The organism is Bacillus sp. AFS031507 (assembly GCF_002584635.1).
GTDB lineage: Bacteria > Bacillota > Bacilli > Bacillales > Cytobacillaceae > Neobacillus.
On the sequence record NZ_NUOW01000007.1, the window covers coordinates 29437 to 53548 of the forward strand.

25 protein-coding genes are annotated in these 24112 nt (G+C 41.3%); 15 read left to right on the forward strand and 10 right to left on the reverse strand.

Translation table 11 applies throughout. The features are described 5' to 3' along the window. Positions 1–16: 16 nt before the first annotated feature. The 7 genes from COE25_RS08705 to COE25_RS08735 all read left to right on the forward strand — a co-directional run bounded on the left by COE25_RS08705 (position 17) and on the right by COE25_RS08735 (position 8361). Positions 17–1831, forward strand: a complete 1815-nt coding sequence (locus tag COE25_RS08705; RefSeq protein WP_098932517.1) for an ABC transporter ATP-binding protein — start codon at positions 17–19, stop codon at positions 1829–1831. A 317-nt stretch (positions 1832–2148) separates the two neighbouring features. Then, positions 2149–3354, forward strand: coding sequence for an MFS transporter (locus tag COE25_RS08710; RefSeq protein WP_098932339.1), 1206 nt, complete (start codon positions 2149–2151; stop codon positions 3352–3354). A gap of 320 nt (positions 3355–3674) precedes the next feature. Beyond that, complete coding sequence (locus COE25_RS08715) at positions 3675–4847, forward strand: ABC transporter substrate-binding protein (protein WP_088084815.1); 1173 nt, start codon at positions 3675–3677, stop codon at positions 4845–4847. 183 nt (positions 4848–5030) lie between these two features. After that, positions 5031–5909: a branched-chain amino acid ABC transporter permease gene (locus COE25_RS08720; protein WP_088084814.1), complete on the forward strand. Its 879-nt coding sequence runs from the start codon at positions 5031–5033 to the stop codon at positions 5907–5909. Positions 5910–5924: 15 nt separating this feature from the next. After that, a complete protein-coding gene (locus tag COE25_RS08725; RefSeq protein WP_088084813.1) occupies positions 5925–6878 on the forward strand; it encodes a branched-chain amino acid ABC transporter permease in 954 nt (317 codons plus the stop codon). Further along, positions 6875–7654, forward strand: a complete 780-nt coding sequence (locus tag COE25_RS08730; protein ID WP_088084812.1) for an ABC transporter ATP-binding protein — start codon at positions 6875–6877, stop codon at positions 7652–7654. The genes COE25_RS08725 and COE25_RS08730 overlap by 4 nt, the downstream gene beginning before the upstream one ends. Next, complete coding sequence (locus COE25_RS08735; protein WP_088084811.1) at positions 7654–8361, forward strand: ABC transporter ATP-binding protein; 708 nt, start codon at positions 7654–7656, stop codon at positions 8359–8361. Before COE25_RS08730 ends, COE25_RS08735 begins: the two co-directional genes overlap by 1 nt. Positions 8362–8410: 49 nt before the next feature. Here the strand turns inward: COE25_RS08735 and COE25_RS31480 are convergent, their stop codons facing one another. Then, positions 8411–9088 carry a hypothetical protein gene (locus COE25_RS31480; protein WP_257208746.1) on the reverse strand — a complete coding sequence of 226 codons (678 nt, stop codon included), beginning with the start codon at positions 9086–9088 and terminating at the stop codon, positions 8411–8413. 340 nt (positions 9089–9428) lie between these two features. After that, positions 9429–10172 carry a cobalamin-dependent protein gene (locus COE25_RS31485; RefSeq protein ID WP_257208747.1) on the reverse strand — a complete coding sequence of 248 codons (744 nt, stop codon included), beginning with the start codon at positions 10170–10172 and terminating at the stop codon, positions 9429–9431. A 305-nt stretch (positions 10173–10477) separates the two neighbouring features. On the opposite strand from COE25_RS31485, the gene ybaK reads away from it, so the two are divergent. From ybaK to COE25_RS08760, 4 genes are all read left to right on the forward strand, one after another. Further along, entirely contained in the window at positions 10478–10954 is a 477-nt protein-coding gene (gene ybaK, locus COE25_RS08745; protein WP_098932340.1) for a Cys-tRNA(Pro) deacylase, read from the forward strand. Between the two features lie 100 nt (positions 10955–11054). Beyond that, complete coding sequence (locus tag COE25_RS08750) at positions 11055–12158, forward strand: PRK06851 family protein (protein ID WP_098932341.1); 1104 nt, start codon at positions 11055–11057, stop codon at positions 12156–12158. Between the two features lie 127 nt (positions 12159–12285). Next, on the forward strand, positions 12286–12723 hold the full coding sequence (locus COE25_RS30635) for a hypothetical protein (RefSeq protein WP_180247463.1): 438 nt from the start codon (positions 12286–12288) through the stop codon (positions 12721–12723). Between the two features lie 306 nt (positions 12724–13029). Then, the gene (locus COE25_RS08760; RefSeq protein WP_098932342.1) at positions 13030–13263 is read left to right on the forward strand and encodes a hypothetical protein; all 234 of its coding nucleotides are present in this window, start codon (positions 13030–13032) and stop codon (positions 13261–13263) included. 38 nt (positions 13264–13301) lie between these two features. Here the strand turns inward: COE25_RS08760 and COE25_RS30640 are convergent, their stop codons facing one another. Then, positions 13302–13457, reverse strand: coding sequence for a hypothetical protein (locus COE25_RS30640; protein WP_168241344.1), 156 nt, complete (start codon positions 13455–13457; stop codon positions 13302–13304). 138 nt (positions 13458–13595) lie between these two features. Between COE25_RS30640 and COE25_RS08765 the strand changes: the two genes are divergently transcribed. The 3 genes from COE25_RS08765 (at position 13596) to COE25_RS08775 (ending at position 16273) form a co-directional block, all read left to right on the forward strand. Continuing rightward, on the forward strand, positions 13596–14264 hold the full coding sequence (locus COE25_RS08765) for a DNA alkylation repair protein (RefSeq protein WP_098932343.1): 669 nt from the start codon (positions 13596–13598) through the stop codon (positions 14262–14264). A 71-nt stretch (positions 14265–14335) separates the two neighbouring features. Further along, a complete protein-coding gene (locus tag COE25_RS08770) occupies positions 14336–15190 on the forward strand; it encodes a Cof-type HAD-IIB family hydrolase (RefSeq protein WP_098932344.1) in 855 nt (284 codons plus the stop codon). 15 nt (positions 15191–15205) lie between these two features. Continuing rightward, complete coding sequence (locus tag COE25_RS08775) at positions 15206–16273, forward strand: PQQ-dependent sugar dehydrogenase (protein ID WP_098932345.1); 1068 nt, start codon at positions 15206–15208, stop codon at positions 16271–16273. 61 nt (positions 16274–16334) lie between these two features. Here the strand turns inward: COE25_RS08775 and COE25_RS08780 are convergent, their stop codons facing one another. From COE25_RS08780 to COE25_RS08810, 7 genes are all read right to left on the reverse strand, one after another. After that, on the reverse strand, positions 16335–17237 hold the full coding sequence (locus tag COE25_RS08780) for a FixH family protein (protein WP_098932346.1): 903 nt from the start codon (positions 17235–17237) through the stop codon (positions 16335–16337). Continuing rightward, positions 17234–17911: an ABC transporter ATP-binding protein gene (locus COE25_RS08785; RefSeq protein WP_098932347.1), complete on the reverse strand. Its 678-nt coding sequence runs from the start codon at positions 17909–17911 to the stop codon at positions 17234–17236. The genes COE25_RS08780 and COE25_RS08785 overlap by 4 nt, the downstream gene beginning before the upstream one ends. Beyond that, the gene (locus COE25_RS08790; protein ID WP_098932348.1) at positions 17908–18705 is read right to left on the reverse strand and encodes an ABC transporter permease; all 798 of its coding nucleotides are present in this window, start codon (positions 18703–18705) and stop codon (positions 17908–17910) included. Before COE25_RS08790 ends, COE25_RS08785 begins: the two co-directional genes overlap by 4 nt. Continuing rightward, positions 18669–20009: a nitrous oxide reductase family maturation protein NosD gene (nosD, locus tag COE25_RS08795; RefSeq protein ID WP_098932349.1), complete on the reverse strand. Its 1341-nt coding sequence runs from the start codon at positions 20007–20009 to the stop codon at positions 18669–18671. The genes COE25_RS08790 and nosD overlap by 37 nt, the downstream gene beginning before the upstream one ends. After that, entirely contained in the window at positions 20010–20579 is a 570-nt protein-coding gene (locus tag COE25_RS08800) for a hypothetical protein (protein WP_098932350.1), read from the reverse strand. 208 nt (positions 20580–20787) lie between these two features. Then, complete coding sequence (gene nosZ / locus COE25_RS08805) at positions 20788–22653, reverse strand: Sec-dependent nitrous-oxide reductase (RefSeq protein WP_098932351.1); 1866 nt, start codon at positions 22651–22653, stop codon at positions 20788–20790. A 17-nt stretch (positions 22654–22670) separates the two neighbouring features. Then, complete coding sequence (locus COE25_RS08810; RefSeq protein WP_098932518.1) at positions 22671–23105, reverse strand: c-type cytochrome; 435 nt, start codon at positions 23103–23105, stop codon at positions 22671–22673. A 244-nt stretch (positions 23106–23349) separates the two neighbouring features. On the opposite strand from COE25_RS08810, the gene COE25_RS08815 reads away from it, so the two are divergent. Continuing rightward, positions 23350–24093, forward strand: a complete 744-nt coding sequence (locus COE25_RS08815; protein WP_098932352.1) for a Crp/Fnr family transcriptional regulator — start codon at positions 23350–23352, stop codon at positions 24091–24093. Positions 24094–24112: the final 19 nt, after the last annotated feature.

The window sequence follows — 24112 nt, forward strand, 5'->3', positions numbered from 1 at the left end:
CCCTGCTCCGCCGCCGATGAGACCAGGCGGTTTTGGCGGAGCCCAACGCCGTGGGCCTGTTGTCAAGCCAAAGAACTTTAAAGGGACATTGCAAAGACTTTGGCAATACTTCGGCAAAGAACGAAAAATGCTCACGGTTATTTTTATTTTTATTGTAATGGACGCAGCCCTGATGCTGCTTGCACCCTTCCTGATTGGAAAAGCGATTGATTCGATGCGAATAAATGGTGGGAAAGTAGATTTTGGCTTTCTAGAGATGATGATCTTGATCTTGGTGGCTACGTATCTGACTGACAGCCTGTTAACCTTTTTACAAGGATGGCTGATGGCCGGTGTTTCCCAGCGAATTGTCAAAAGCTTAAGGGATGCCCTTTTTAAAAAATTACAAAAGCTGCCGGTATCCTTTTTTGATTCTCGTTCACACGGTGAGTTAATGAGCAGGCTATCGAACGATGTCGATAATATTAGTAATACAATCTCGCAATCAACGACGCAATTAATGTCCGGTGTGGTCATCATTACCGGGTCATTAATGATGATGATACTATTGAGCCCTATCTTGACATTAGCAAGCTTAATAACCGTACCGCTTGTCTTTTTACTCACAAAAACGATCGCCAAACGGACGAGTGTCCTGTTTAAAAACCAGCAAGTGGAGCTGGGAAAATTAAATGGCCATATTGAGGAAACAATCTCTGGAATTGAAATTGTCAAAGCCTTTAATCACGAGGAAAAGGTCATCGAAGAATTTGAAGTGGTCAATACGAGGCTGCGTGAGGTCGGCCTCAAGGCGCAAATTTGGTCCGGATTTTTGATGCCGATCATGAACGTCATTAATAACCTTGGCTTTGCAGTGGTCGCGGTAGTTGGAGGAATCCTTGCGGTCAAAAGCATCATTACGATTGGGGCAATTGCCAGCTTCATCACCTACTCCAGGCAATTTGTCAGGCCGCTTAATGACCTGGCGAATATTTTCAACATTCTTCAGTCTGGCGTTGCTGGGGCCGAACGTGTCTTTGAAATCATCGATGAACAAGAGGAGCCAGAAGATCTCCCAGGTGCAATCGCCTTAGAAAATCCAAGAGGATATGTCATATTTGAGAATGTAAGTTTTGGTTACCGACCAGATGTGGCGATTCTAAAAAATGTCAGCTTTGAAGCGGATATCGGCAGTAGTACCGCGTTCGTCGGACCAACCGGCGCCGGAAAAACGACGATCGTAAATCTCCTGACAAGATTTTATGACGTGACAGACGGAAGAATTCTCCTCGATGGCCATGATATTCGGGAATACACAAGGGACAGTTTAAGAAGATGCTTTGGATTTGTCCTCCAGGATACGTATTTATTCTCAGGGACGATCAAGGAAAATATTAAGTATGGAAATACGAAGGCAACGGACGATGAGGTGGAACGCGCGGCGAAGATGGCCAATGCCGATACTTTTATCAAACGGCTGCCAAACCAATATGAAACGGTCTTGTCTGAAAATGGCGGCAATCTAAGCCAAGGACAGCGGCAGCTGCTGGCGATTGCGAGAGTCATTTTAGCTAAGCCCGCCCTGCTGATCCTAGATGAAGCGACGAGCAGCATTGACACCAGGACAGAGCTCCATATTCAAGAAGCCTTGTTAACATTGATGGAGAACCGGACCAGCTTTATCATAGCCCACCGCCTCAATACGATCCGCGATGCCGACACCATCATGGTCATTGACCATGGGGAAATTATCGAGAGTGGAAACCACGATACGTTAATGAGTCAGCAAGGAAAATATTACAATATGTTTTTTAATCAGTTCAAAAATGTGGAAACGGGTTTGGATGGATAGGTATAGGAGGAGAGACTGGGGAGACCCAGTCTCTCCTTTTAGTCAATACATATGGTTGATGGGCTTTCTTTCATTTACCGAGAGAGCGCCTTTTGATGCTTTAGGGTAAATGTAAACTTACAATAACATTATCTATCGACCCCAATGTAATCTTCTAGCAAAGGACGGACCCCCCTCTACCAAAATAAAGTAAATTATTAATGACAACTGTAAAGACACCTGCTAGAATACTTATGGTTAATCGATTATTTTCGTACCTAAAGTAAAGAAAATTAGGGAATAATGTAAAAAAACAGCTACAACTTAGGGGGATCCATATGAAAGACAAAAAGGAAATTTCAAGCCGGAGATTGCTTGGCATTGCCGGGATGGGCTGGATGTTTGATGCCATGGATGTCGGCATGCTCTCTTTTATCATTGCGGCCTTAAAAGTAGAATGGGAGCTGACTCCTGGGCAGATGGGTTGGATTGGAAGTGTCAATTCCATTGGGATGGCCGTTGGTGCACTTATTTTTGGATTAATGGCAGATAAAGTTGGCCGCAAAAATGTATTTATCATCACGTTATTATTATTTTCCGTTGGGAGCGGGCTTTCCGCAATGACCACCACATTAACCGCCTTTTTAGTGTTAAGGTTCTTCATCGGCGCTGGTTTAGGAGGAGAGCTTCCTGTTGCCTCCACACTCGTATCAGAAAGTGTCCCCGCCGAAAAACGCGGCAGGATTGTGGTTCTGCTTGAGAGCTTTTGGGCAGGAGGCTGGCTAGTTGCTGCAGTTATCTCTTATTTCATTATTCCAAAGTTTGGCTGGCAAGTGGCATTACTTATTAGTGCCATTCCTGCTTTATATGCATTATACCTACGCATGGGGCTGCCGGATTCACCCCGTTTTACGGCCGTTAAGGACAAGGAAAAAATTTCAGTCTTCCAAAGCATGAGGAATTTATTTTCAAAGGATTACAGGCGCCAAACAACGATGCTTTGGATTTTATGGTTTTGTGTAGTTTTCTCCTATTATGGAATGTTTTTATGGCTTCCAAGTGTAATGATTATGAAAGGATTCAGCTTAATTAAAAGCTTTGAATATGTGCTAATTATGACGTTAGCACAGCTCCCTGGTTATTTTACAGCCGCCTGGTTTATTGAAAAATTCGGCCGTAAGTTCGTTTTAGTTGTCTATTTAATTGGTGCAGCAGTGAGTGCCTATTTCTTTGGTGCAGCAGAATCGACTGCCCTGTTGATGACTTCAGGAATTCTATTATCATTTTTTAACCTAGGTGCTTGGGGAGGTCTTTACGCTTATACCCCTGAACAATATCCAACCATCATGCGTGGTACAGGCTCTGGTATGGCAGCAGCGATTGGAAGAGTTGGCGGCGTGTTAGGCCCCTTATTAGTCGGTAATCTTGTCGCACAGCAAGTATCGATTTCAACCATCTTTATGATCTTCTGTATTTCTGTCTTAATTGGAGCAATGTCCGTTTTCGTATTGGGAAAAGAAACGAAAAATACAGAACTAGTATAATAAATAGTCCAAAGAGATTCTTTATAGAGGAGTCTCTTTTTTTTATATATAGAACATTGAATCATATTTAACCAAAATATTTAAAAAAGAGAATTCATTTTCCCGTTTCACATAAATCCTTTTCGACTTTAGTGTAATAAAGGCTATTTAGTGGATATAATTCATATATTTGCTTTATTGCAAATTATCTTAAAATAATGTATAATACCACTAGACGAACCCCCGAATATTTTGTACAATGTTTTCAGAATATTATCTTTTTTTAAAACAGTTAGACAAAGGCGTTTGGGAAAATTTTTTCAAAAAACAGGGGGTAAATCATGAGGAAAAAGAAATTGGCTGGTATCTTTATGTCGTTTATGGTTGCAGCAGGTGTGTTGGCAGGATGTAATTCAAGTGCTAGTAGCGATGGGGAAAAAGGAGGCACAATTAAGATTGGTGCGAACCTTGAACTATCGGGTGGAGTAGCTTCTTATGGTCAATCTGCCAAAGAAGGTATTGAGTTAGCAATCGAAGAAATCAACAAAAAAGGTATTAATGGCAAAAAACTAGAATTAGTGACAGTTGACAATAAGTCAGATGCAGCAGAGGCTACAAATGGTGCTCTAAAACTTGCCACTCAGGATAAAGTTGTTGCGATGATCGGTGCGGCAACAAGTACAAACACATTAGCACAAGTGCAGATTGCTCAAGATAACAAAATTCCATTAATTACACCAACGGCAACAAACGCAACGATCACAAATAAAGATGGAAAGGTAAATGATTTTGTGTTCCGTACATGCTTCATTGACCCATTCCAAGGTACAGTTGCAGCAAATTTCGCTTCCAATGATTTAAAGGTTAAGAGCGCGGCTGTTCTGATTGATAGCTCAAGCGATTACTCTAAAGGTCTTGCTGATTCTTTTAAAAAGAATTTTGAGGCAAATGGCGGAAAAATTGTTAAAGAAGAAGCCTATGTGGCGAAGGATACAGATTTCCGTGCAACCTTAACAAATATAAAATCAGCAAAACCAGAATATATATTCGTTCCTGGCTTTTATGAAGAAGTAGGTTTAATTATCAAACAAGCTCGTGAGCTTGGTTTAAATGTGCCAATCATGGGTGGTGACGGTTGGGACTCTCCTAAACTAGTAGAAATCGCTGGAGCAAATACACTGAATAATACATTTATTACAAACCACTATTCATCAGGTGATAGTGATAAGAAGGTTCAAGACTTTGTTGCAGCGTTCAAAGCAAAATACGACGGTAAATCTCCGGATGCCTTTACAGCTCTAGGTTATGACACAGTATACTTCCTTGCGGATGCGATTAAACGTGCTGGAAGCAGTGATTCTAACAAAATTCAGAAGGCACTCGCTGAAACAGATGGATTAGAACTTGTTTCTGGAAAAGTGAAGCTTGATAAAAACCATGATCCAATTAAAGCCGCTGTTATCCTTGAGTACAAAAACGGAGAACAACAATTTAAGACAAAGATTAATCCTTAAGAGAAAAGCGGAAGCGCCCTATCGTTGAAGCTAGCAAAATTTTATAGTTTGCCAGAGGAATAGGGAGCGTGATGTCTCCCTATTCCACTTTATAAAAGAAATGCAAGTTTCCCAACATGCAAACTTTGTTTAATTGTATTTAAAAAAAGATACGTGAAGTCGGTCCAAAGGAGTGTAAGACATATGGAATTAATACAGCAGCTTGTAAATGGAATATCCTTGGGCAGTATTTATGCATTAATCGCTCTAGGGTATACAATGGTTTATGGTATTGTAAAACTGATTAACTTCGCCCATGGAGATGTATTCATGGTTGGTGCATTTATAGGGTTTTATTCCATTACTATTTTAGATTTAGGATTTTTCCCAGCATTACTTATTTCAATGGTGGCCTGTGCCATCTTTGGTGTTTTAATCGAGAGGATTGCTTATAAGCCTCTTAGAAATGCAACTAGAATTGCGGCCCTTATTACCGCAATTGGGGTTTCGTTGTTTATTGAGTATGGTACCATTTATATTCGTGGTGCCCAGCCGGAAGCGTATCCAGATGGAATCGTACCAATAAAGAGCTTAGAGCTTTTAGGGGTAAAAATTAGCGGTCAGTCCTTACTTATCTTAGGAACTTCGTTAATTTTAATGATTTTACTACAATTTATCGTTCATAAAACAAAAATTGGTAAAGCCATGCGAGCCGTATCACACGATATGGATGCCGCAAGATTAATGGGAATCAATGTGAATAACACGATTTCAGCAACTTTTGCGATTGGTTCTGCCCTTGCTGGTGCAGCCGGAGTTATTTTTGGTGTCTACTATACAAAAATTGAGCCTTTGATGGGAATTATTCCAGGACTTAAAGCATTTGTTGCCGCAGTTTTAGGCGGAATCGGGAGTATTCCTGGGGCGATGACTGGCGGTTTAGTTTTGGGTGTAATCGAGTCACTTGTTAGTGCAGCAGGCTACTCCCTATGGCGTGACGCCGTAGCATTTGTCGTCCTTATCTTAATCTTAATCTTCCGTCCAGCAGGTTTATTTGGTAAAAATATCAGGGAAAAGGTTTAAGGGGGTCTTTTAGCGATGGCAATTTTAAAACAAGCGAAGTTTTTCTGGACCTCGATCGTTTTAGCCGTTATATTTTCAGTCGTCATGCAATTTTTAATAACTGGCGGGTCATTGAACCAGTTTTATGTAAACACACTATTTTTTATCGGAATTAATATCATCCTAGCCGCAAGTCTCCATTTAATTATTGGGATTACAGGGCAATTTTCAATTGGACATGCTGGTTTCCTAGCCGTTGGAGCCTACGCTTCAGCAATCATGACCATGAAATTGGGCCTGCCCTTTCCAGTGGCCATCCTTGTTGGCGGATTGGCAGCCGCTGTGGCGGGGCTCATTATAGGGATTCCGACACTTAGATTAAAAGGAGATTATCTTGCCATTGCCACGCTTGGCTTTGGAGAGATTGTAAGAATTGTCTTTTTAAATATTGAATATGTCGGTGGGGCAAGCGGGATGACAGTCTCCCACTTAACAACGTGGCCATGGCTGGTTGCTTGTGTATTGCTAACCATCATTGTGATTGTGAACTTTACCAACTCGACACATGGACGAGCTTGTGTTTCAATTAGAGAAAATGAAATTGCTGCAGATGCAATGGGGATCAATACAACCTTTTATAAGGTTACAGCTTTTGCCATCGGTGCCTTCTTTGCCGGAATTGCCGGTGCCTTATATGCGCATAACTTTTATATCATTCAGCCGACTAACTTTGGCTTTTTGAAATCATTTGATATTTTAATTTTTGTAGTATTAGGCGGGCTTGGAAGTATGTCTGGAGCGGTTATTGCAGCGGTCCTATTAACGATTATTTCGACCTACCTTTCCAGTTATCCAGAGGTTCGGATGGTTGTTTACAGTCTTGTCTTAATTGCAATGATGCTTTTCCGACCACAAGGATTGCTAGGAACGAGAGAGATTACCTCATTCTTTAAAGCTGGTAAAACCGCTAAAGGAGGAGTGCAAAAATGAATGAAAAAACAACGTTGCTTAAAGTAGAAAATACCGGGATCCGTTTTGGCGGCTTAAAGGCTGTTTCGGATGTAAACCTGGAATTAAATCAGGGTGAACTTGTCGGTTTAATTGGCCCAAATGGTGCCGGGAAAACGACGTTTTTTAACTTGCTAACAGGTGTCTACGTTCCAACCGAGGGAAGCATTACGTTAGATGGCGAAAAACTAAATGGCTTTGCGCCATATAAAATTACCAAAAAGGGAATCAGCCGGACCTTTCAAAACATTCGTTTGTTTAGTGAACTGTCTGTTCTCGATAATGTAAAGGTAGCCTATCATTCGTTGGCCAAGCATTCGATGCTGAGCTCTATTTTCCGCCTCCCTTCCCACTTCTCCGGTGAGAAGGAAATGGAAGAAAAGGCGATTGAATTCTTAAAAATCTTTAAGCTAGAAAATGTGATGCATGAAAAGGCAAAAAATTTACCATATGGTCAGCAGCGTCGCCTTGAAATTGCCCGGGCATTAGCTGCTAATCCTAAATTATTGCTGCTGGATGAACCGGCTGCCGGCATGAATCCACAGGAAACAGAAGAACTGATGAATTTAATCGCGTTAATTCGTGAGAGATTTTCGTTAACGATCCTATTAATTGAACACGACATGCTTCTTGTTATGGGTGTCTGTGAGCGAATTTATGTGCTTGACCATGGTCAATTAATTGCCAATGGTACACCTGAACAAATTAGAAATAATCCAAAAGTCATCGAAGCTTATCTTGGAGAGGAGGTCTCCTAATGCTAAAAGTAAATGATATTAATGTTTATTATGGAAATATCCATGCATTGAAGGGAGTTTCTCTCGAGATCAATCAAGGAGAAATTGTCACACTGATTGGCGCCAATGGTGCTGGGAAAAGTACGCTTTTACAAACCATATCAGGGTTACTAAAACCGAAAAATGGTGAAGTATTGTTTGAAGGTGAACATGTGGAGGGCAAGGTTCCTCAATTAATTGTTAAACGGGGGATTTCGCAAGTACCAGAAGGCCGCCGTGTTTTCTCAAACATGTCGGTTGAGGAAAATCTAGAATTAGGTGCGTATTTACGGAAAGATAAAAAAGGCATTCAAGAAGATTTTGAAAAGATTTATCAGTTATTCCCTCGCTTGCTGGAGCGCCGTAAGCAACTATCTGGTACGCTTTCTGGGGGAGAGCAGCAAATGGTCGCCATGGGCCGTGCATTAATGGCTAGACCTCGTCTATTACTATTAGATGAACCTTCCATGGGTCTTGCGCCGATTTTAGTAAAAACCATTTTCAAGATTATTGAGGAAATCAATAAAACTGGGACAACCATTTTATTGGTAGAGCAAAATGCTAATATGGCGTTATCGATTGCCGATCGTGCCTATGTCATTGAGACCGGAAAAATTGTTGCTTCAGGTACAGCTGAAGAGCTTAATCAAAGCGATCAAATTAGAAATGCTTATTTAGGCGGTCACTAAGCCTTGGCTATAAAAGAGGAGTTGGGAATCCCCCAGCTCCTTTTAATATTTATATATTCATTTTTCTTCGTTCGGTATCAATCTGGAATTGCTGTCGTCTTTTCGGACTTAATAGATGTCTAATTTTGTTCGCATAATCTTCATAGAGCTGTTCGAGTCCGACTAATGTGAGCGAAAAGAAGTTAGCGTAATTCTTTTGAACTTCCCACTTTAACTCGTTCTTTCCACAAATACTATATTTATTTAACTCTTCAATTTCCTCACGAATCTTTGCTAGTTCACCAGGTTGCTGCTCTGCTGGAAGAGAGAGAACATAATCAATTTTTTCAATATAATCCATCGATTTCTCTATTTTCCATTTGATTTCTAGATAATTTTCTTCATCAATCAGGTCGTATTTTAATTTGAAATCATTTAGTAGTTGTGCCGATTCATAGGTTGAATTAACAATGTCATCACGTACCATATCTTTTGTTTCATAGCTAAGCATATGCTTCCACGAAGGCTGGGTAATCGCCTTGCGGTGATCCTCAAGTGTGTGGCAGAACTTTTTATAGCCATGGTGTTCTGGATTTTCAAACGCTGGGCTTGCAGGATCTAGGAACGGTGCAAGTGGTGCGACGAAGTAGAATATCCGTTTGTCTTGATTGCAGGCAAGATGGATTTTTTCACAGAAATCAATGTTTTCTAACACGCTGTCATAGGTCTGTCCTGGAATCCCAACCATGAAGAATAAATCAATTTTTTTACAGCCATGCTTTAAGGCAAAATTAAGCGTATCGATTACTTTAGGGTTCGTACAGTTGAATTTCCCGTTGTAGCGTCTGATTTTTTCATCGTGTGTTTCCAGGGTAATTTCAATATTATATTTCGGAACGCTATCATTATCTGTTGAAAGAACCCTTCGTTTGCATACTGGAATAACTCAAAGACGACCTCATTTTTAAGATGAAGTTCCTTCAGCCGGCTAAAAAATTCCTTCACGTATTCACGTCCGCCCTGGCGCAGGTCATGAAGGATAAAAATCGGTGACCGGCTAAAGCGTGAAATGAATTTAATGTCCTCAACTAGTTTTTCGGGCGACGTAAGGCAAGGGAGCTTCGGTTACAGTTTTGATCATAGGCATCCTTAGAACCGCCGCAGATGAGACAGTTTTGTGAACAGCCTCTCGCTGTCAGTAAAGCGGTATTTGGATATTGCAGCCAGCCATTGTACGGAAGCGGGTCAAGGAAATTCCGATATTTAAACACAGAACGGATCGCATAACGATATCCTGGAACGTCAAGGTCATCCAAATCCTTTGGTACATAAGTAAGCGGATTGCAGCCAATGCCGCTCCCCTTTTTCCAAGTTAAATTGGGAATGTCCGCATAGTGGGTATTCCCTTGTTCAATTTTATTCATCAATAACAGCATCAGCTTTTCGGTTGAATCGCCGCGCATAACAAAGTCTATGCAAGGATATTCAATTAACTCCCTATGATAATAAGTGGCAGAAAGTCCGCCAAAAATCACTGGAATATCTGGATGAAGCTTTTTTACAATTTTCGCCAGCTCGATACTGCCGTGTGCATGCGGAAGCCAATGGAGATCAATGCCGAAAGCCTTGGTGTTAATATTCCTTAACTTTGCTTCCACATCAAACTTATTACTCATCAGCATCCGATTGGCGATATTAATGATCTTGACCCGAAGACCGTATCTTTCAAGGTATTCTGCAATACTAGTGATTCCGATGGGGCCGGCTAGCAGGGAGTTTTTTCGAAAGTCATAAACACTTGGTGCATGCAAAATCACTAAATCGTATTTCATTGATTCCACCTCAAGTAGATTAGTTTGGAAGAGCAACTTCTTTCTCTATGTATGATTAAATGTAACTTATTTCAATATAATATTTGTGAGGAATTTCACATAAGCAATTTCTGAATTGCGATAATGAAAATATTATCTATTTTGGTAATGTATGTAATTTAATCTTGTTAATTTTAGTGTACTATAATAATGGTTTAATAGAGTGACAAACTGGTCACAGAATTTGGGTGATTTTGTGTAATTTTTGCTGTTCCAGTATGCTGATACTGGATAGTAGTCTTTAAAGTCAGGGAGGAGTTTGTAAAGTGGCACAGGGTAAGACCAATGCAATGCGTATTCTTGACGCAAAAAAGGTTAGCTATGAGATGCTGACCTACGATAATAAAGATGGGAAAATCGACGGTTTTTCTGTTGCGGAGAAAATTGGCCGGGAGCCAAAGGAAGTCTATAAAACGCTTGTTGCAATGGGCGCGAGCAGGAATATATTTGTTTTCGTCATTCCCGTGGCAGAGGAATTGGATTTGAAAAAGGCAGCCAAAGCAGCCGGTGAAAAGAATATCGAAATGCTTCCGGTGAAGGATATTCAGAAATGGACTGGATATATCCGCGGCGGCTGCTCGCCGATTGGCATGAAAAAAGAATATAAGACGTTTATTGATGTAAGCTGCAGGTCGATCGATTCAATCATTGTTAGTGGTGGGAAAATTGGGGTTCAAATCGTATTAGAACCTGTTCTATTGCAAGAGGTCACAAAAGCTGACATTGTCTCCATCATTAAGTAAGATTTTTTCCCTAGGCACTCACCTATAAATAACAATCGCATAAGATAGGGTGAAATTGAATTTATCTTACGATTGTCACTATAAAAGGGAGTGTTGATGAGTGGCAGGGAAAATTAAAAATTACTTTGCAGGCGGGAATACAGCAAGAGGCTTTCATAATTTATATGACTCCAATCTTCAAGGTCTCGACCGGTTATTTATTTTAAAAGGCGGTCCAGGAACAGGTAAATCCTCATTAATGAAAAAAATCGGTAATGAGTGGCTTGAAAAGGGCTATGATATTGAATTTTTACATTGTTCTTCTGATAACAATTCCATTGATGGAGTGTTGATCCCAGCGTTAAAGGTGGGAATTGTCGATGGTACCGCTCCGCATGTGATTGAACCGAAAACACCTGGAGCGGTTGACGAATACATTAACCTTGGTGAAGCCTGGGATGCCCGTGCGCTGGCCATCCATAAAAATACGATCATGAAGTTAACCAATCAGATTAGTCAATCCTTTCATAAGGCGTATGATACCTATAAAGAAGCGTTGGATATCCACGATGATTGGGAAAAGATTTATATCAACAGCATGGATTTTAAGAAAGCCGATCAATTAACTAACAAATTAATTGAAACCTTCTTTGGAAAAATGAAGCTCAGTAAAAAATCTGATATCCGCCATCGCTTTTTAGGTGCTGCTACGCCAAAAGGGCCGGTAGATTATGTCCCGAATCTAACCGAAGGAATTTCAAAACGTTATTTCATTAAAGGGCGTCCGGGTTCTGGGAAATCAACAATGCTGAAAAAGCTTGCGGCAGCAGCTGAGGTTAAAGGGGTCGATGTAGAAGTTTATCATTGTGGCTTTGACCCGAACAGCCTTGATATGGTGATTTTCAGGGAGCTGGGCATTGCCATCTTTGATAGTACCGCACCACATGAATATTTCCCAAGCAGAGATGGGGATGAAATCATTGATATGTATGAATTACTGATTGCGTCCGGGACAGATGAAATTTTTGCCGATATCATCACTAAAATCTCAACCAATTACAAAAATAAAATGCTTGAGGCTACTTCCTATTTAGCCAAGGCTAAGGAACTTCATGATGAGTTAGAGGAAATTTATATTGCCGCCATGGATTTTTCAGTCGTCGAACGGATCCAGAGTAAAATTGCGGAGGAAATTAGGGAGTTAGCAGCAAGCAAGGTAGAATAGCCAAACGTTCGAATATCACTAATATATATTAATAGCTTTTCACCAAATTAGGCGGGGCGCATACATTAGAGGGAATATAAATAGAAGGGGACTAAAGCCTTGGATCATTTCAATTACCCTCAGGGTCATGGTAGTATGCCAATTTTTTCTTATGAAAACAACCTGCGGCAATCACCGCCGCATGGTGGAGGCCAACAGCAGCAGCCGCCGTCACATGGTGGAGGGTATCAACCACCGTCGCATGGTGGAGGGTATCAACCGCCGTCGCATGGTGGAGGGTATCAACCGCCGTCGCATGGTGGAGGATATCAACCGCCGCCGCATGGTGGAGGGCATCAACCGCCGCCACATGGTGGAGGGCACCAACCACCGTCGCATGGTGGAGGGCATCAACCGCCGCCTCACGGTGGAGGACATCAACCACCATTTGGAGGTGGCCCGCATTATGGAGGTGCCCCGACTGCACCGCCGCCAACCTACATCCCTCAGGAAACAGCTGGATTATATGCGGTTGACCCAGGTGGAATTAGGCACTGTCTGTACCGTTATACCTATGTTTGGTTGAATAATGGAAGAAGCTTCTGGTATTATCCAACCTACGTAGGCAGAACCTCGATCGCCGGGTATCGCTGGCGCGGATACCACTGGGAATATTACGGAATGGATTTAAACAGAATCCGTTCATTTAGTTGTCACTAAGTAAGAAAGAACTGATCTGAAATGGGTCAGTTCTTTCTTTTGGTGCCATTCATCTTAATAATCAATGGTTGAGTGTAACCATAAACATTCCAACTTATATGAAAAGTTTAGATAACAAAGGAGTGAATTGGGCAACATACTTAAATACTTTGAAATCAAAGGGGCTTACATAATGGCAAAAGACGAGAATGCAGCAAATGAAACGGTTGAAGCAAACATTAAGATTAACGAACAACTTGAAGATGGGAAGGTACACGCATCTACGGAAAGACGCTCTGCAGCAGAAAGTGCAAACCTCGAAATGCAGGATCAATTCAGAGGTGAGCAAAAACAGCCCTCTGAAGGTGTTTCGGGTGCATTTATTTTTAACCCATCAATAAAATTAAATGAGGATAATGAAGACTAAAAAATCGACTTTCAAATGTGAAAGTCGATTTTTACCTTTTAAGGGTTTGGATTCGTCTTGCTTTTCTGTCCTTTATTGCGCTTATTACCTTTGCTGTTATCACCGCTCACAAACTCGCTGGCAAATTCAGCCTCTGCATGCCCTGCTTGCGGGGAGTTTTGATTGTTGCTGCCCTTGTTGTATTTCTTGGTCATGGTAATATCCCTCCTTTTCTACTATGATTTAGTTTGGTTTTAGGAAAGTGGTTTATTCGAAAAAAATAAAGGAAATATTGGAAGATAAGAGAATTACTATTGATTTAGTGGGTATTATTTTTGAAAAGGTGGAATTGGATGTCGCCAAATATTGCGCTGTTAACACAACTATTTGAAGAAAATCGCAATGAAGCAAATGCCGAACCGATGAAGAAATATATGAAAGATCATTTCCCCTTCTTGGGCATCAAGAAACCACAGCGCAGTGTGCTGGAAAAGCAATTTTTTCAAGAGACAGGGATCTTAAAAGAGCCGTTTAACCAAGATTTGATTCGAGAACTTTGGGCGAAGGAAGAACGAGAATACCAATATACAGCATTGGTTTATATGGAAAAATCGTTGAATAAGCTCGAGAAAACGGATTTGCCATTTATGGAGCAACTGATTACAACCAAATCTTGGTGGGATACGGTTGATGCGATTGCTCCCAAGCCGGTTGGAAAAATTGCCGAGAAATTCTCTGAAGTGGTGGCCGAAACAATTAATGGCTGGGCCAATGACGACAATCTATGGCTGCGAAGAGCGGCACTGCTTTTTCAATTAAAATATAAGGGAAAAACGAATGAAGAATTGCTTTATCATTACATACAGCAAAATGCGGACAGCAAGGAATTTTTTATCCAAAAGGCAATTGGCTGGGTGTTACGGGAATATTCGAAGACAAATCCCGCCTCTGTAAAGGGATTTATTGAAGGAACAAAGTTAGCACCGTTAAGTGTTCGCGAGGGTAGTAAGTATTTAGCATGAGCATATGGGAGATAATGTTTTGGTAATCATGTTAAAATGGCAATAATGAAAATGGATAGAGGGTGGACAACATGATTAAATGTATTGCATCAGACATGGATGGAACATTATTGAATTCGAAGCAATTAATCAGTGAGGAAAATAAGGACGCGATCGTAAAAGCACAAGCGCAAGGAATTGAATTTGTTGTCGCAACGGGAAGGTCGTATCAAGAAGCAACTTACGTCCTAGCTCAAGCAGGCATAAATTGCCCGGTTATCTGTGCGAATGGTGCAGAGGTACGCTCCAAGGAAGGAGTCGTTCTTTCAGCCACACCAATCAGCAAAAAAATGGCAAGAGAGGTAGCGGCAAGGCTAAGGGAAAAGGATATTTATTTCGAAGTATACACAAACAAAGGTGCCTTCACGATGGATGCCGACAAGGCGGTTTCCATTCTCGTTGACATCATCATGAGTGCCAATCCCGAAGTAAATCGAGAAGAGATTACTGAGGCTGCTGGGGCTAGACTACGTGATGGCCTAGTACATACGATCGAGGATTATGAACTTTTATTTGCTGATGAAAACTATCAAATCTATAAATTACTTGCCTTCTCTTTTGATGCAGACCGATTGGAGTCAGCAAACGAGTCCCTTTCAGAGCTAGAAGGAATCGTCGTTTCAACGTCAGGCCATGATAATTTGGAAATTACCAATACACAGGCTCAAAAGGGGATTGCACTGGAGTCGTTTGTGAAATTAAAAGGGATTGATTTAGCTGAAACCATGGCGATTGGCGATAATTATAATGATGTTTCCATGCTTGAAAAAGCAGGAAGATCGGTTGCGATGGGGAATGCTGATTATTACATAAAGTCTCTTTGTGATGTGATTACGGATACGAATGAAGAGAGTGGCGTAGGGAAGGCAATTCTTGAGGTAATTTAAGAAAGGTAGGAGTCAATGAATAAAGCTTGTTCTATTTTACTACTGATGGTTGTCTTGTTGTCGGGCTGTTCTCTTTTTGAAAAGGACGACAGAATCCAAGAGGAAGAGGTCGTTGTCAATCAGCCAAATATAGAAGTTTTGGCTGGAAAATTGCAAGTGCCATGGTCAATTGACCGGGTAAATCAAGCTTTCTACATCAGCGAACGAACCGGAAACATTGTTAAGATGGAAAACGGTAAAATAGAACGCCAGCCAGTTCGTTTAGAAAAGCCGCTTGCCAAGGCGGCTGAAGCGGGGCTGCTAGGCTTTGTTCTTGATCCTCAGTTTCAAGATAATCATAAGGCTTACGCCTATTATACCTATAGTGATGATGGCAAGGGGCAATTTAATCGGGTGATTGTCCTAAGGACGAACGGTTCTGTGTGGTCCGAGGAGAAAATCCTGCTTGATCGGATTCCGAGTGCTGCCTATCATCACGGCGGCAGGCTGAAAATCGGTCCGGATGGGATGCTGTACATCACCACAGGTGATGCGACCACTCCGGAAACGGCTCAGAATGTGAAAACGTTAAATGGGAAAATTTTACGAATGAACTTAGATGGAACGATTCCTGAGGACAACCCTTTTCCAAACTCATATGTCTACAGTTATGGACATCGCAATCCACAGGGATTAGTGTGGGTTGGCGGGACTTTATATGCAAGTGAGCACGGTCCATCGGCTCATGATGAAATCAATCGGATTACCCCAGGGGCGAATTATGGGTGGCCGGTAATTCAAGGTGCGGAACAGCAAGCGGGGATGGTAACCCCATTGTATCAGTCCGGTGATGAAACGTGGGCACCGTCCGGGCTGGCTGCGGCGAATGGGAAGCTTTATGCAGCAACATTAAGAGGCAATGCCGTCCGCGAATTTGGATTGCGTCAGATGATTAACAGACCCGTTATTACAAGTCTGGGGCGAATCCGAGACCTGTATGTCGACGGCGACTACCTCTACTTTGTCAGCAACAACACCGATGGCAGAGGAAACCCTGATGAAAAAGACGATAAACTATATCGTGTGTTATTAAGAGATTTATAAACTGAAAAGGGTGTCAGGCACCATGTGAATTCTTCACATGGTGCCTGACACCCATCTATTTCTAGAGTATCTCAATCTTTAAGGAATTCACCTGGGAGACGAGAAGTTCTTCGTATTCTTTTTGGGCTTGGTAGTAGATTTCTTGTTCGCCGGCTTTTGGGTTTTCTTTTTTGACTTTTTCAATTAAGTCCTTTTGGACCTTCTGGGACATGACAATCATTCGATATTGCTGTTTTTCCGTTGCCCAAAATTTATCTGCGCCGTACTCATTGATTAGCTTTTTAGCGGATTCGAACTGATTATATTGTTCGCGCGCTTTGAGGAGGGCTGCATCCACTTCAGTCTCGGCAGCTTTATGGCCCTTTTCATCCGCCAGTAAGGCCATCGCACGAAGGCGGATAATTTGCGTTAATAATTGATTTTTATCCTCAAGTGTTTTTTCCTGGGAATCTAAATAAGCCAATTCTTCCTCTAACTGTTTACCCGTGTATTTTTTCTGCAAGCTCTCACGGTTGATTTCCAGCTGTAACTGGTTAATAAACTTATAGAAGCTGACATTTTCATTGGTAATCCATTCGCCGTTGATGATGGCGACACCTTTTGGCTTGGTCACATTTAGATCGATGACTTTCTCTGCCTTTTTGCCGTCTTTTTCTAATGTAAACGCGGCCTCGTATTTACCGCCCAACGGCAGGTTCACTTTGCCGGAGTAGGTCCCATTTTTGCCTTCCACAAGCTTAACATTATAGCTGCCATGGTCCATATTGGTCATTGATAATTGGGCAGACACATCGAGCCCTTTTACGGCCTTGTTGTTTTCGGTTACTTTTATTTCAAATGGCATCGCTGTGTCCTTGACGAAATAAAGGTCCTTCGTCACTGTTACCTTATAGTCAGGGCCTGAACTGCATCCTGTGATTAAGGCAATCAGCAGAAGCAAGCTAAAGATAATTCGTGTCTTCATGAACTGATTCCTCCTAAATTATGAGTTTGTAAGAATTCATCTACTGTAAACTTTTCCATTTTTCCATTGTCCAAATAGGCAACATGGGTGCAAATCTGCTTGATTTCATCGAGATGGTGGGAAGACAGCAGAATCGTTTTATCATGGAGGGAACCAAGGACCTCCAAAATTTCTTTTCTTCCGAGCGGGTCGATGCCGCTCGTCGGTTCATCCAGAATGAGCAGGCTTGAATCCTGATAAAGGGTGATTGCTAAACCAAGGCGCTGCAGCATCCCTTTGGAATATTTCTTCACTTGAACATCACGGTCATCCCACAAGCTGACCGAGCGTAGCACCTGCTCGATCCGTTCCTGGTTGGCCGTCTTGGTCACAGCTTCAGCAAAGAAAGTGATATTTTCAAGACCGGTCAGCATCGGATATAGCATGAATTTTTCCGGCAAATAAGCAATCGTCTTTTTCCATTCAACATTTTTCTTGTTAACAGCAGTCCCGTTAATCAAAATTTCCCCTTGCTTCACTGGCAGTAACCCAAGCAGACTATTGATGAACGTTGATTTTCCGGCCCCATTGCGGCCAACAAGGGCACATATTTCGTTTGGGTTAATGTCTAGATTGATGGAATCTAAGACATTTTTTTTTCCAAACGATTGGTTTAAATTCGTTACTTTGATCATTCGTACCCCTCCTTACGGTTGAAAACAATCGCTGTTAAAAACGAAGTGATAAGCCAGAACAACAGATTTCCGAGCAGGAAGAATACGGGTTTCGTCCACATAAATGCTTGTAAGAGCCTTGACATATGGCCAAAGGAATATACCCCCGTGCCTGTTTCTAGAAACATTCGAATCGCTTGAAGCGGATTTAAAAAGTAGACGGAAGAAAATAGTTTCACATTTTCATAGGTGACATCAGGTAAGAACGACAGCAAGATAAAATCATGTAAGAAGAAAAAGTAAAACCAGACGAAGATCGTAAACCCTAAAATCTGCATCCTCGAGCGGCTAAAACTACCGATGGCCGCACCAATTTGCAGGAAGACGAGACTCATACAACCGATTGCTGCCACAAAGATAAAATAGCCCTTTATATCGAGTTGGAAATTAAATTTTAATAGAAACAAATAGATGAAAAACCACGTAATCAGCGGGACAAGGACGACTGCATAAAGCCCAAGGCTTTTTTTAATTAGGAAGCTTCCGAAAGAGTCTGTCTTTGTTAGCAGCATGATCAATGTTTTTTGTTCCTTTTCTTGAAAAATCGAGAAGGCCCCGATAAATAGGCATAGAATCGGAATAAAATAGATAATCGTATCAAACAAGTTGATTAAGAGCACATAAAAGCCTTTATCAAATGAAAGGGCCGAGGAACGAAATAAAATCGCGATTGAAATGAGAACAATAATGCTTAGACTTAGCCAAAGCCCTTTTCCTCTTATATTTTCCTTCCATTCCTTCCAAATGTAATGCATAGTAGGTGTCTCCCCTTTATTAAAATCCCCACAATTAGTAAGCTGACAATAAGGAAAATAGCTTTCGTATGTGTTCTATTTGACGCTGTTAATGGGTGTGGGTCATTAAACATAATGGCTTCATTTGTAAGTGCGGCATTCATTTTTTCATATATTTTCAGGGCCGGACTTTTTAAAAATAAATAGGATAATTCTTGGTCCTCCATTAATTGATATAAAGATGAACGATAGGTTATTGAAAAATCCCCAATGCGGTCTTGGTTTAAATCAGTGATCGGGAACGCGCTGCCCCAGTCATTCCCTTTGCCATCCTTGCTCCAGGAATTATTCTCACTATTGCCGCCAAGAGTTACCGCAGGAATCGTATTTTCGGAAATTTGGTTTAATGTAAATACTTGATCATTGGAACTCGCCCATAGTTCAATTCCGATTTGGTTTTGAACGATTTTGTTGTGACGAAATTCGTTTCTTGTCGCTTGATCGATATACAAACCACGCTGGTTCATGTAAAAGGTATTATTGGCGATAAAATTATCATTGGCTTGAAGGAGTAATAGGCCAAATGATTGGTTGCCGTAGTTAACAATAAATTGATTATCCTCGAGCTTCAAATGATTGGAGTTCATAATGGCTGCGCCGCCGGTATTCATCGTGAAGGTATTTTTCATAAAAATGTTTTCGTCGGAATACATGTAATGCAGTCCATATCTTGTCTGGCTGATATTATTTTCATAGCTGTGATTGTTGTTGGCATATTCAAAGAACATCCCGTCCCGGGTGCCTTCAATCGTATTCTTTTCAAGCAGATTATCATTTGCATAATAAACGTGAATTCCATTTCCCTGCTCGGCGATTTTGCCCTTGCCCATTCCCTTAATATGGTTAGCACGAATCGTATTATCGTGAGCCTGGCTTAAATATATGCCGTGAAAGGAGTCGCGGATGTTGATATGTTCGACAACGTTGCTGTTTGTATAAATCTTGATGGCCGCGTATTCCTCAGCAGAGTTCCGGTTCATACTTCCATGCGTTACCGTTAGATGGCTCAGCTTCACATGAGGGGCTTTAATAGAAATGACGTTCCCCGTTCCGTCGCCCTTAATAACGGTTTTAGGTGAGCCGATAATCGTCATTGCTTTGTTGATGACAATATTGCCCTGATATGTTTTGTTTTCAAGCTGTAATACCGCCCCATCTTTCAGGCTGTCGATGGTTGCTTGTAAATTTTCGGCGGCCAGCTTTTTCTCAGGGCTCATCAGTAGAAATAGAGAAAAAATGAAAGATAAGAGCGCGGTTTTTTTCATTTACTTTCGATCCTTCCATAACGGAATGAGTAACAGGATAAATGCTCCAATAAGTATATAGGAACCGGGGCCAAGCACACTGTTGGTAATAAAGTTTGCTACTGTATTATGTCCCAAAATCGGCGGTACAAAAGGATCTATTTTAATGGGTGCTTCAGGGCTTAAATTTGTTCCGAAATCATGAAGTGCCTGCCGCAGGTCAATCACCCCAAGTAAGCCGCCAATTACAGACACGCCAATCAATCCATAAAGAATAGATTTTTTTCGAAAGACGGCGGTTAGTAAGGTAAGAATAGCTAAACCACCAACAAGATAGGAAAGATAGCTCAATTCAGGGAAGTTTTCTTCACTAAAGTTATCCATCCCGATATAGTGGTTGAGACCATTAACAATGTCAATTTGTCCCTCGAGTTTATTTGGGTAAACAATGATATTTAGTCCCTCTGGATATTGCGGAGCAAAGAAAATCATTTGCCACCACGGGAAAAATAATGAGATGACCATCAAAATGGCTGAAACAACTATTAATATCGAAGAAACCACTGATAATTTTTTCGTTTTACCCTTCATGTTAACATCGCCTTTATTATAAAGTGGAAGCGCCTTGCTCAGCCCCGACAAGCATAAGGCAAGCCCTTCAAGAAGGCGTTTTTTGCCTTCTTAAGGGATTGACTTAGACCAAAGAGGGGCTAGGTGCTGCAACTAGATTTTATCGATAATAAGATTTGTAAACAGGGATGGGTATCAATCTATTTAATTGATACCCATCTCCAACATATTATTTCTTAGGTTTTACAAGGAAGTAACCGTTCATTTCTTGGTGGAGCGCAGAACAGAAGTTTGTACAATAAAGTGGGTAGGTTCCCGCTTTATTCGCGACAAATTCCATTGTGTTGGTTTGTCCAGGCTGAACTTCCATGTTTAAGTTATAGCTGTTGATGGCAAATCCGTGTGTAATATCCTCATCGAAATCAATATTCGTCAGATGGATGGTGACGTGATCTCCTTCATTCACTTCAATGACGTCTGGTCGTTTTGCTTTTGCATCAAAGATGAATTTCGAACGCATCGCAATACCGTATACGTCAACTTTGTTGCCATTGCGGACGATTTTCGTATCACTCTGCTTGTAAACGGCTTCCTTATTCTTGACATCCTTAGGATATACATTAATCGTTTTAATCTTATCCGCTTTTATCATTTGTGCATAGTGCGGTTCAGGGTCTACTGGTGAAGATTGGATGACCTTCATCTTACCGCTGATATCAATCAATTGCATTGACTCAGGATGGGAAGGTCCGACAGACAAGTAACTGTCTTTAGCAATCTTGTTTAAAGCAATAATCCATTTTCCATCTGGTGCAACGGTATCACCTTCTGCGGCAACAGAGTGTCCTGGGGAATATTGAACAGGCACACGGTCTAATGTTTCACCTGTATTTGGATCCCATTTCACGATTTCCGAAGAAATGAACATCGTTGTATAGGCCATGCCTTTGTCATCAAATTGAGTGTGAAGCGGTCCTAAAGCGTTTTCAGGGTTTACTTCTCTTTCCATCACTGATTTGTAATTAAGAATAGGAATCCCATTCCGTTCACCAGCGAAGTCTTTGTTTGCGACCGCTTTAAACGCTTTTTCAAACGAGAAGACAGTCATTGTCGGTGCTAATTTTCCTGAAGCGATGAATTGCTTTCCATCTGGTGTGACGTCAACACCATGTGGTGATTTAGCGACAGGAATTAAATAAATTCCGCCTTTTTGTTTTTCAGGGAAAATCATTTTTTGACCGCCAATATTTTCGTACTTGCCTTCCTTGACCATTTTCGCAAGCTCTTTCCAGTTAAAAAGAACAATATAGTCACGATCAGCTTGTGATGCGTTAATTTCAAGATTAGTAGTCGCTTCTTCGGTATTATAAGTTGTCATTACCGCCCAATCAGCTGATTCTTTTTTACCAGCATCAGATAGGTCATAGGACCATGGCGGAAGTGCCACTTGATAAGCAATACCTAGTTTTTGATTCTTTTCATTAAAGGTTACAGCAGACATAACACCGCGGTATTGTGTGCTGAAGTCATCAAGAGATTCATACTTCTGGCCAAGCGGAACGGCGAAACGTGTTGGCAGGAACATGTACTCTGTATTTTCTGTCACGAATGCTGCACAGTGTGGGCCGGCAGTGTTCGGAACTTGAATGATATCTTTCGTCGTAAATGTTTTAAGGTCTACAACGGCGGCACGGCTGTTTCCTACATCAGTAGCAAACATATATTTTCCATCATAGTCGCCCTTTGTTTCTGAAAAGGCTGGATGGTGAAGGTCGCCCCATGTATAGTCGCCCATCATTTTTTTGGAATGCTCATCGAAACCGTATCCTGTTGCGGAATCTTGAGAGAATACAGGAATTGTTCTAATTTTTCGCATCGACGGAACCCCATAAATAAACATTTGGCCGGAGTGACCGCCAGAGGCAAATAGGTAATAATCATCCTTTTGACCGAATGGCACATACACCTTTTCTGCATCGCTCTTAGTGCTTGAAGAAGCTTCCGTATTCGTCTTTGCTGAGAAATCGGCAAAAGAGATCGTTGCTGCAACAAACCCGGCAAGCAGACCCGATGCAATCGGAATCCATTTTTTCATCTAATTACACCACCTTTTTATTTTTCAGAAGCTTGTTTAAGTAGTTCTAGCACTTGCTTGCGTTCTTCATCTGATAATGGATTTTTGCCAATAACGCCTGACATAACGGTAGAAGTAGGCGCCTTCAGGAATTCTTCAATCGGCTTGCCATGTTTCCCTTCCACGTTAGTAAACGCTTGGGAAAGGTCCGGTCCTACGGCACCGCCCTTAATATTTAATGCTTCAACACTGTGACAGCCAAGACAGCCCTTCTTGTTAAGGATGTTATCCTCATTAGCTGAAACGGTTGTTGTTTCCTTTGCATCCGTACTTTCTTCTTTGGCAGCAGTAGTTTCTGTTTGTGCCACCTGAGGCTGTTTTTCGGAATCCCCCATGATCACGCCAAACACTAAGTAGCCAAGTCCAAAGCCAAGTAATGCACAGACTACAAAACTAATAATGGCTTTATTCACTTTTTTTCCTCCCTTTTTATATAAAATGAACATCTTCATCCTAAACGCTCATGAGGGAGAAAAATGTGAGCTAACTCACACCTTTTTGGTAGATTTTGAACGTTATGTGAAACCGATTGTTTCAATTGGCTTTATAACAATGAACATTTTGTGAATTTCGTCACTACATCAGCGGATGGAGTTGTTTACAATAGATGGTAAGTATTTATCAAAAGTAGAGTTCTATAAAGGGGTGGTGAGAAGGATGAATCGAGTCGATTGTTTAAAAGATCCGCATCTAGGAGTCTATCAAGAAGTAATACAAACGGATTTGCTTCGAAAAATTGTTATTTTTAAGGATCTATCACAAAAGTCGCTTTCGATTATTGAAAAGAGGATTCAAACGCTGGAGTTGAAAAAGGGGGAACAGATCATTTCTGAGGCGGAAGTGGCCAAGGGGGTGTATTTTGTTCATTCAGGTGCTGTTAAGCTGACAAAGCAGGATGAGAATGGCAATGAAATTATTGTCTGTGTGAAGCAAAAAGGGGATGTGTTTGCAGAGGCCTGTTTGTTTACAAAGCGGACAGAATACTATCCAGCGACAGCGACTATGCTCCAGGATGGAAAGATCTTCTTTTTGGATAAGTTGGAATTAGAACGGGATTTATTCAACCACCCAGAGCTGTCGATGCAAATGATCAGTTATATGAGCGATGCCTTACGGGAAATGACCTCACAATTACGAGATATTGCCTTGCTCGATGTATATGCGAAGAAAGTGAGGACATTAGAGCGCCTGGGAAATAAATTTAATAATGGTCTAAACAGATGGGATATTGAGATTCCCTTGACGATGCAAGAGTTTGCAACCGTCGTTGGCACGAACAGAGAAAGCGTAAGCCGTGTTTTTTCCAAGCTAAAAAAAGATGGGATTATTGATATGAAGTCGAGGAAGATTATTATCCGGGATTGGTGCACGCTTTGTACACTGCTGCACCGGGAAAATTAGCATTGAAAAAAGCCCTTCG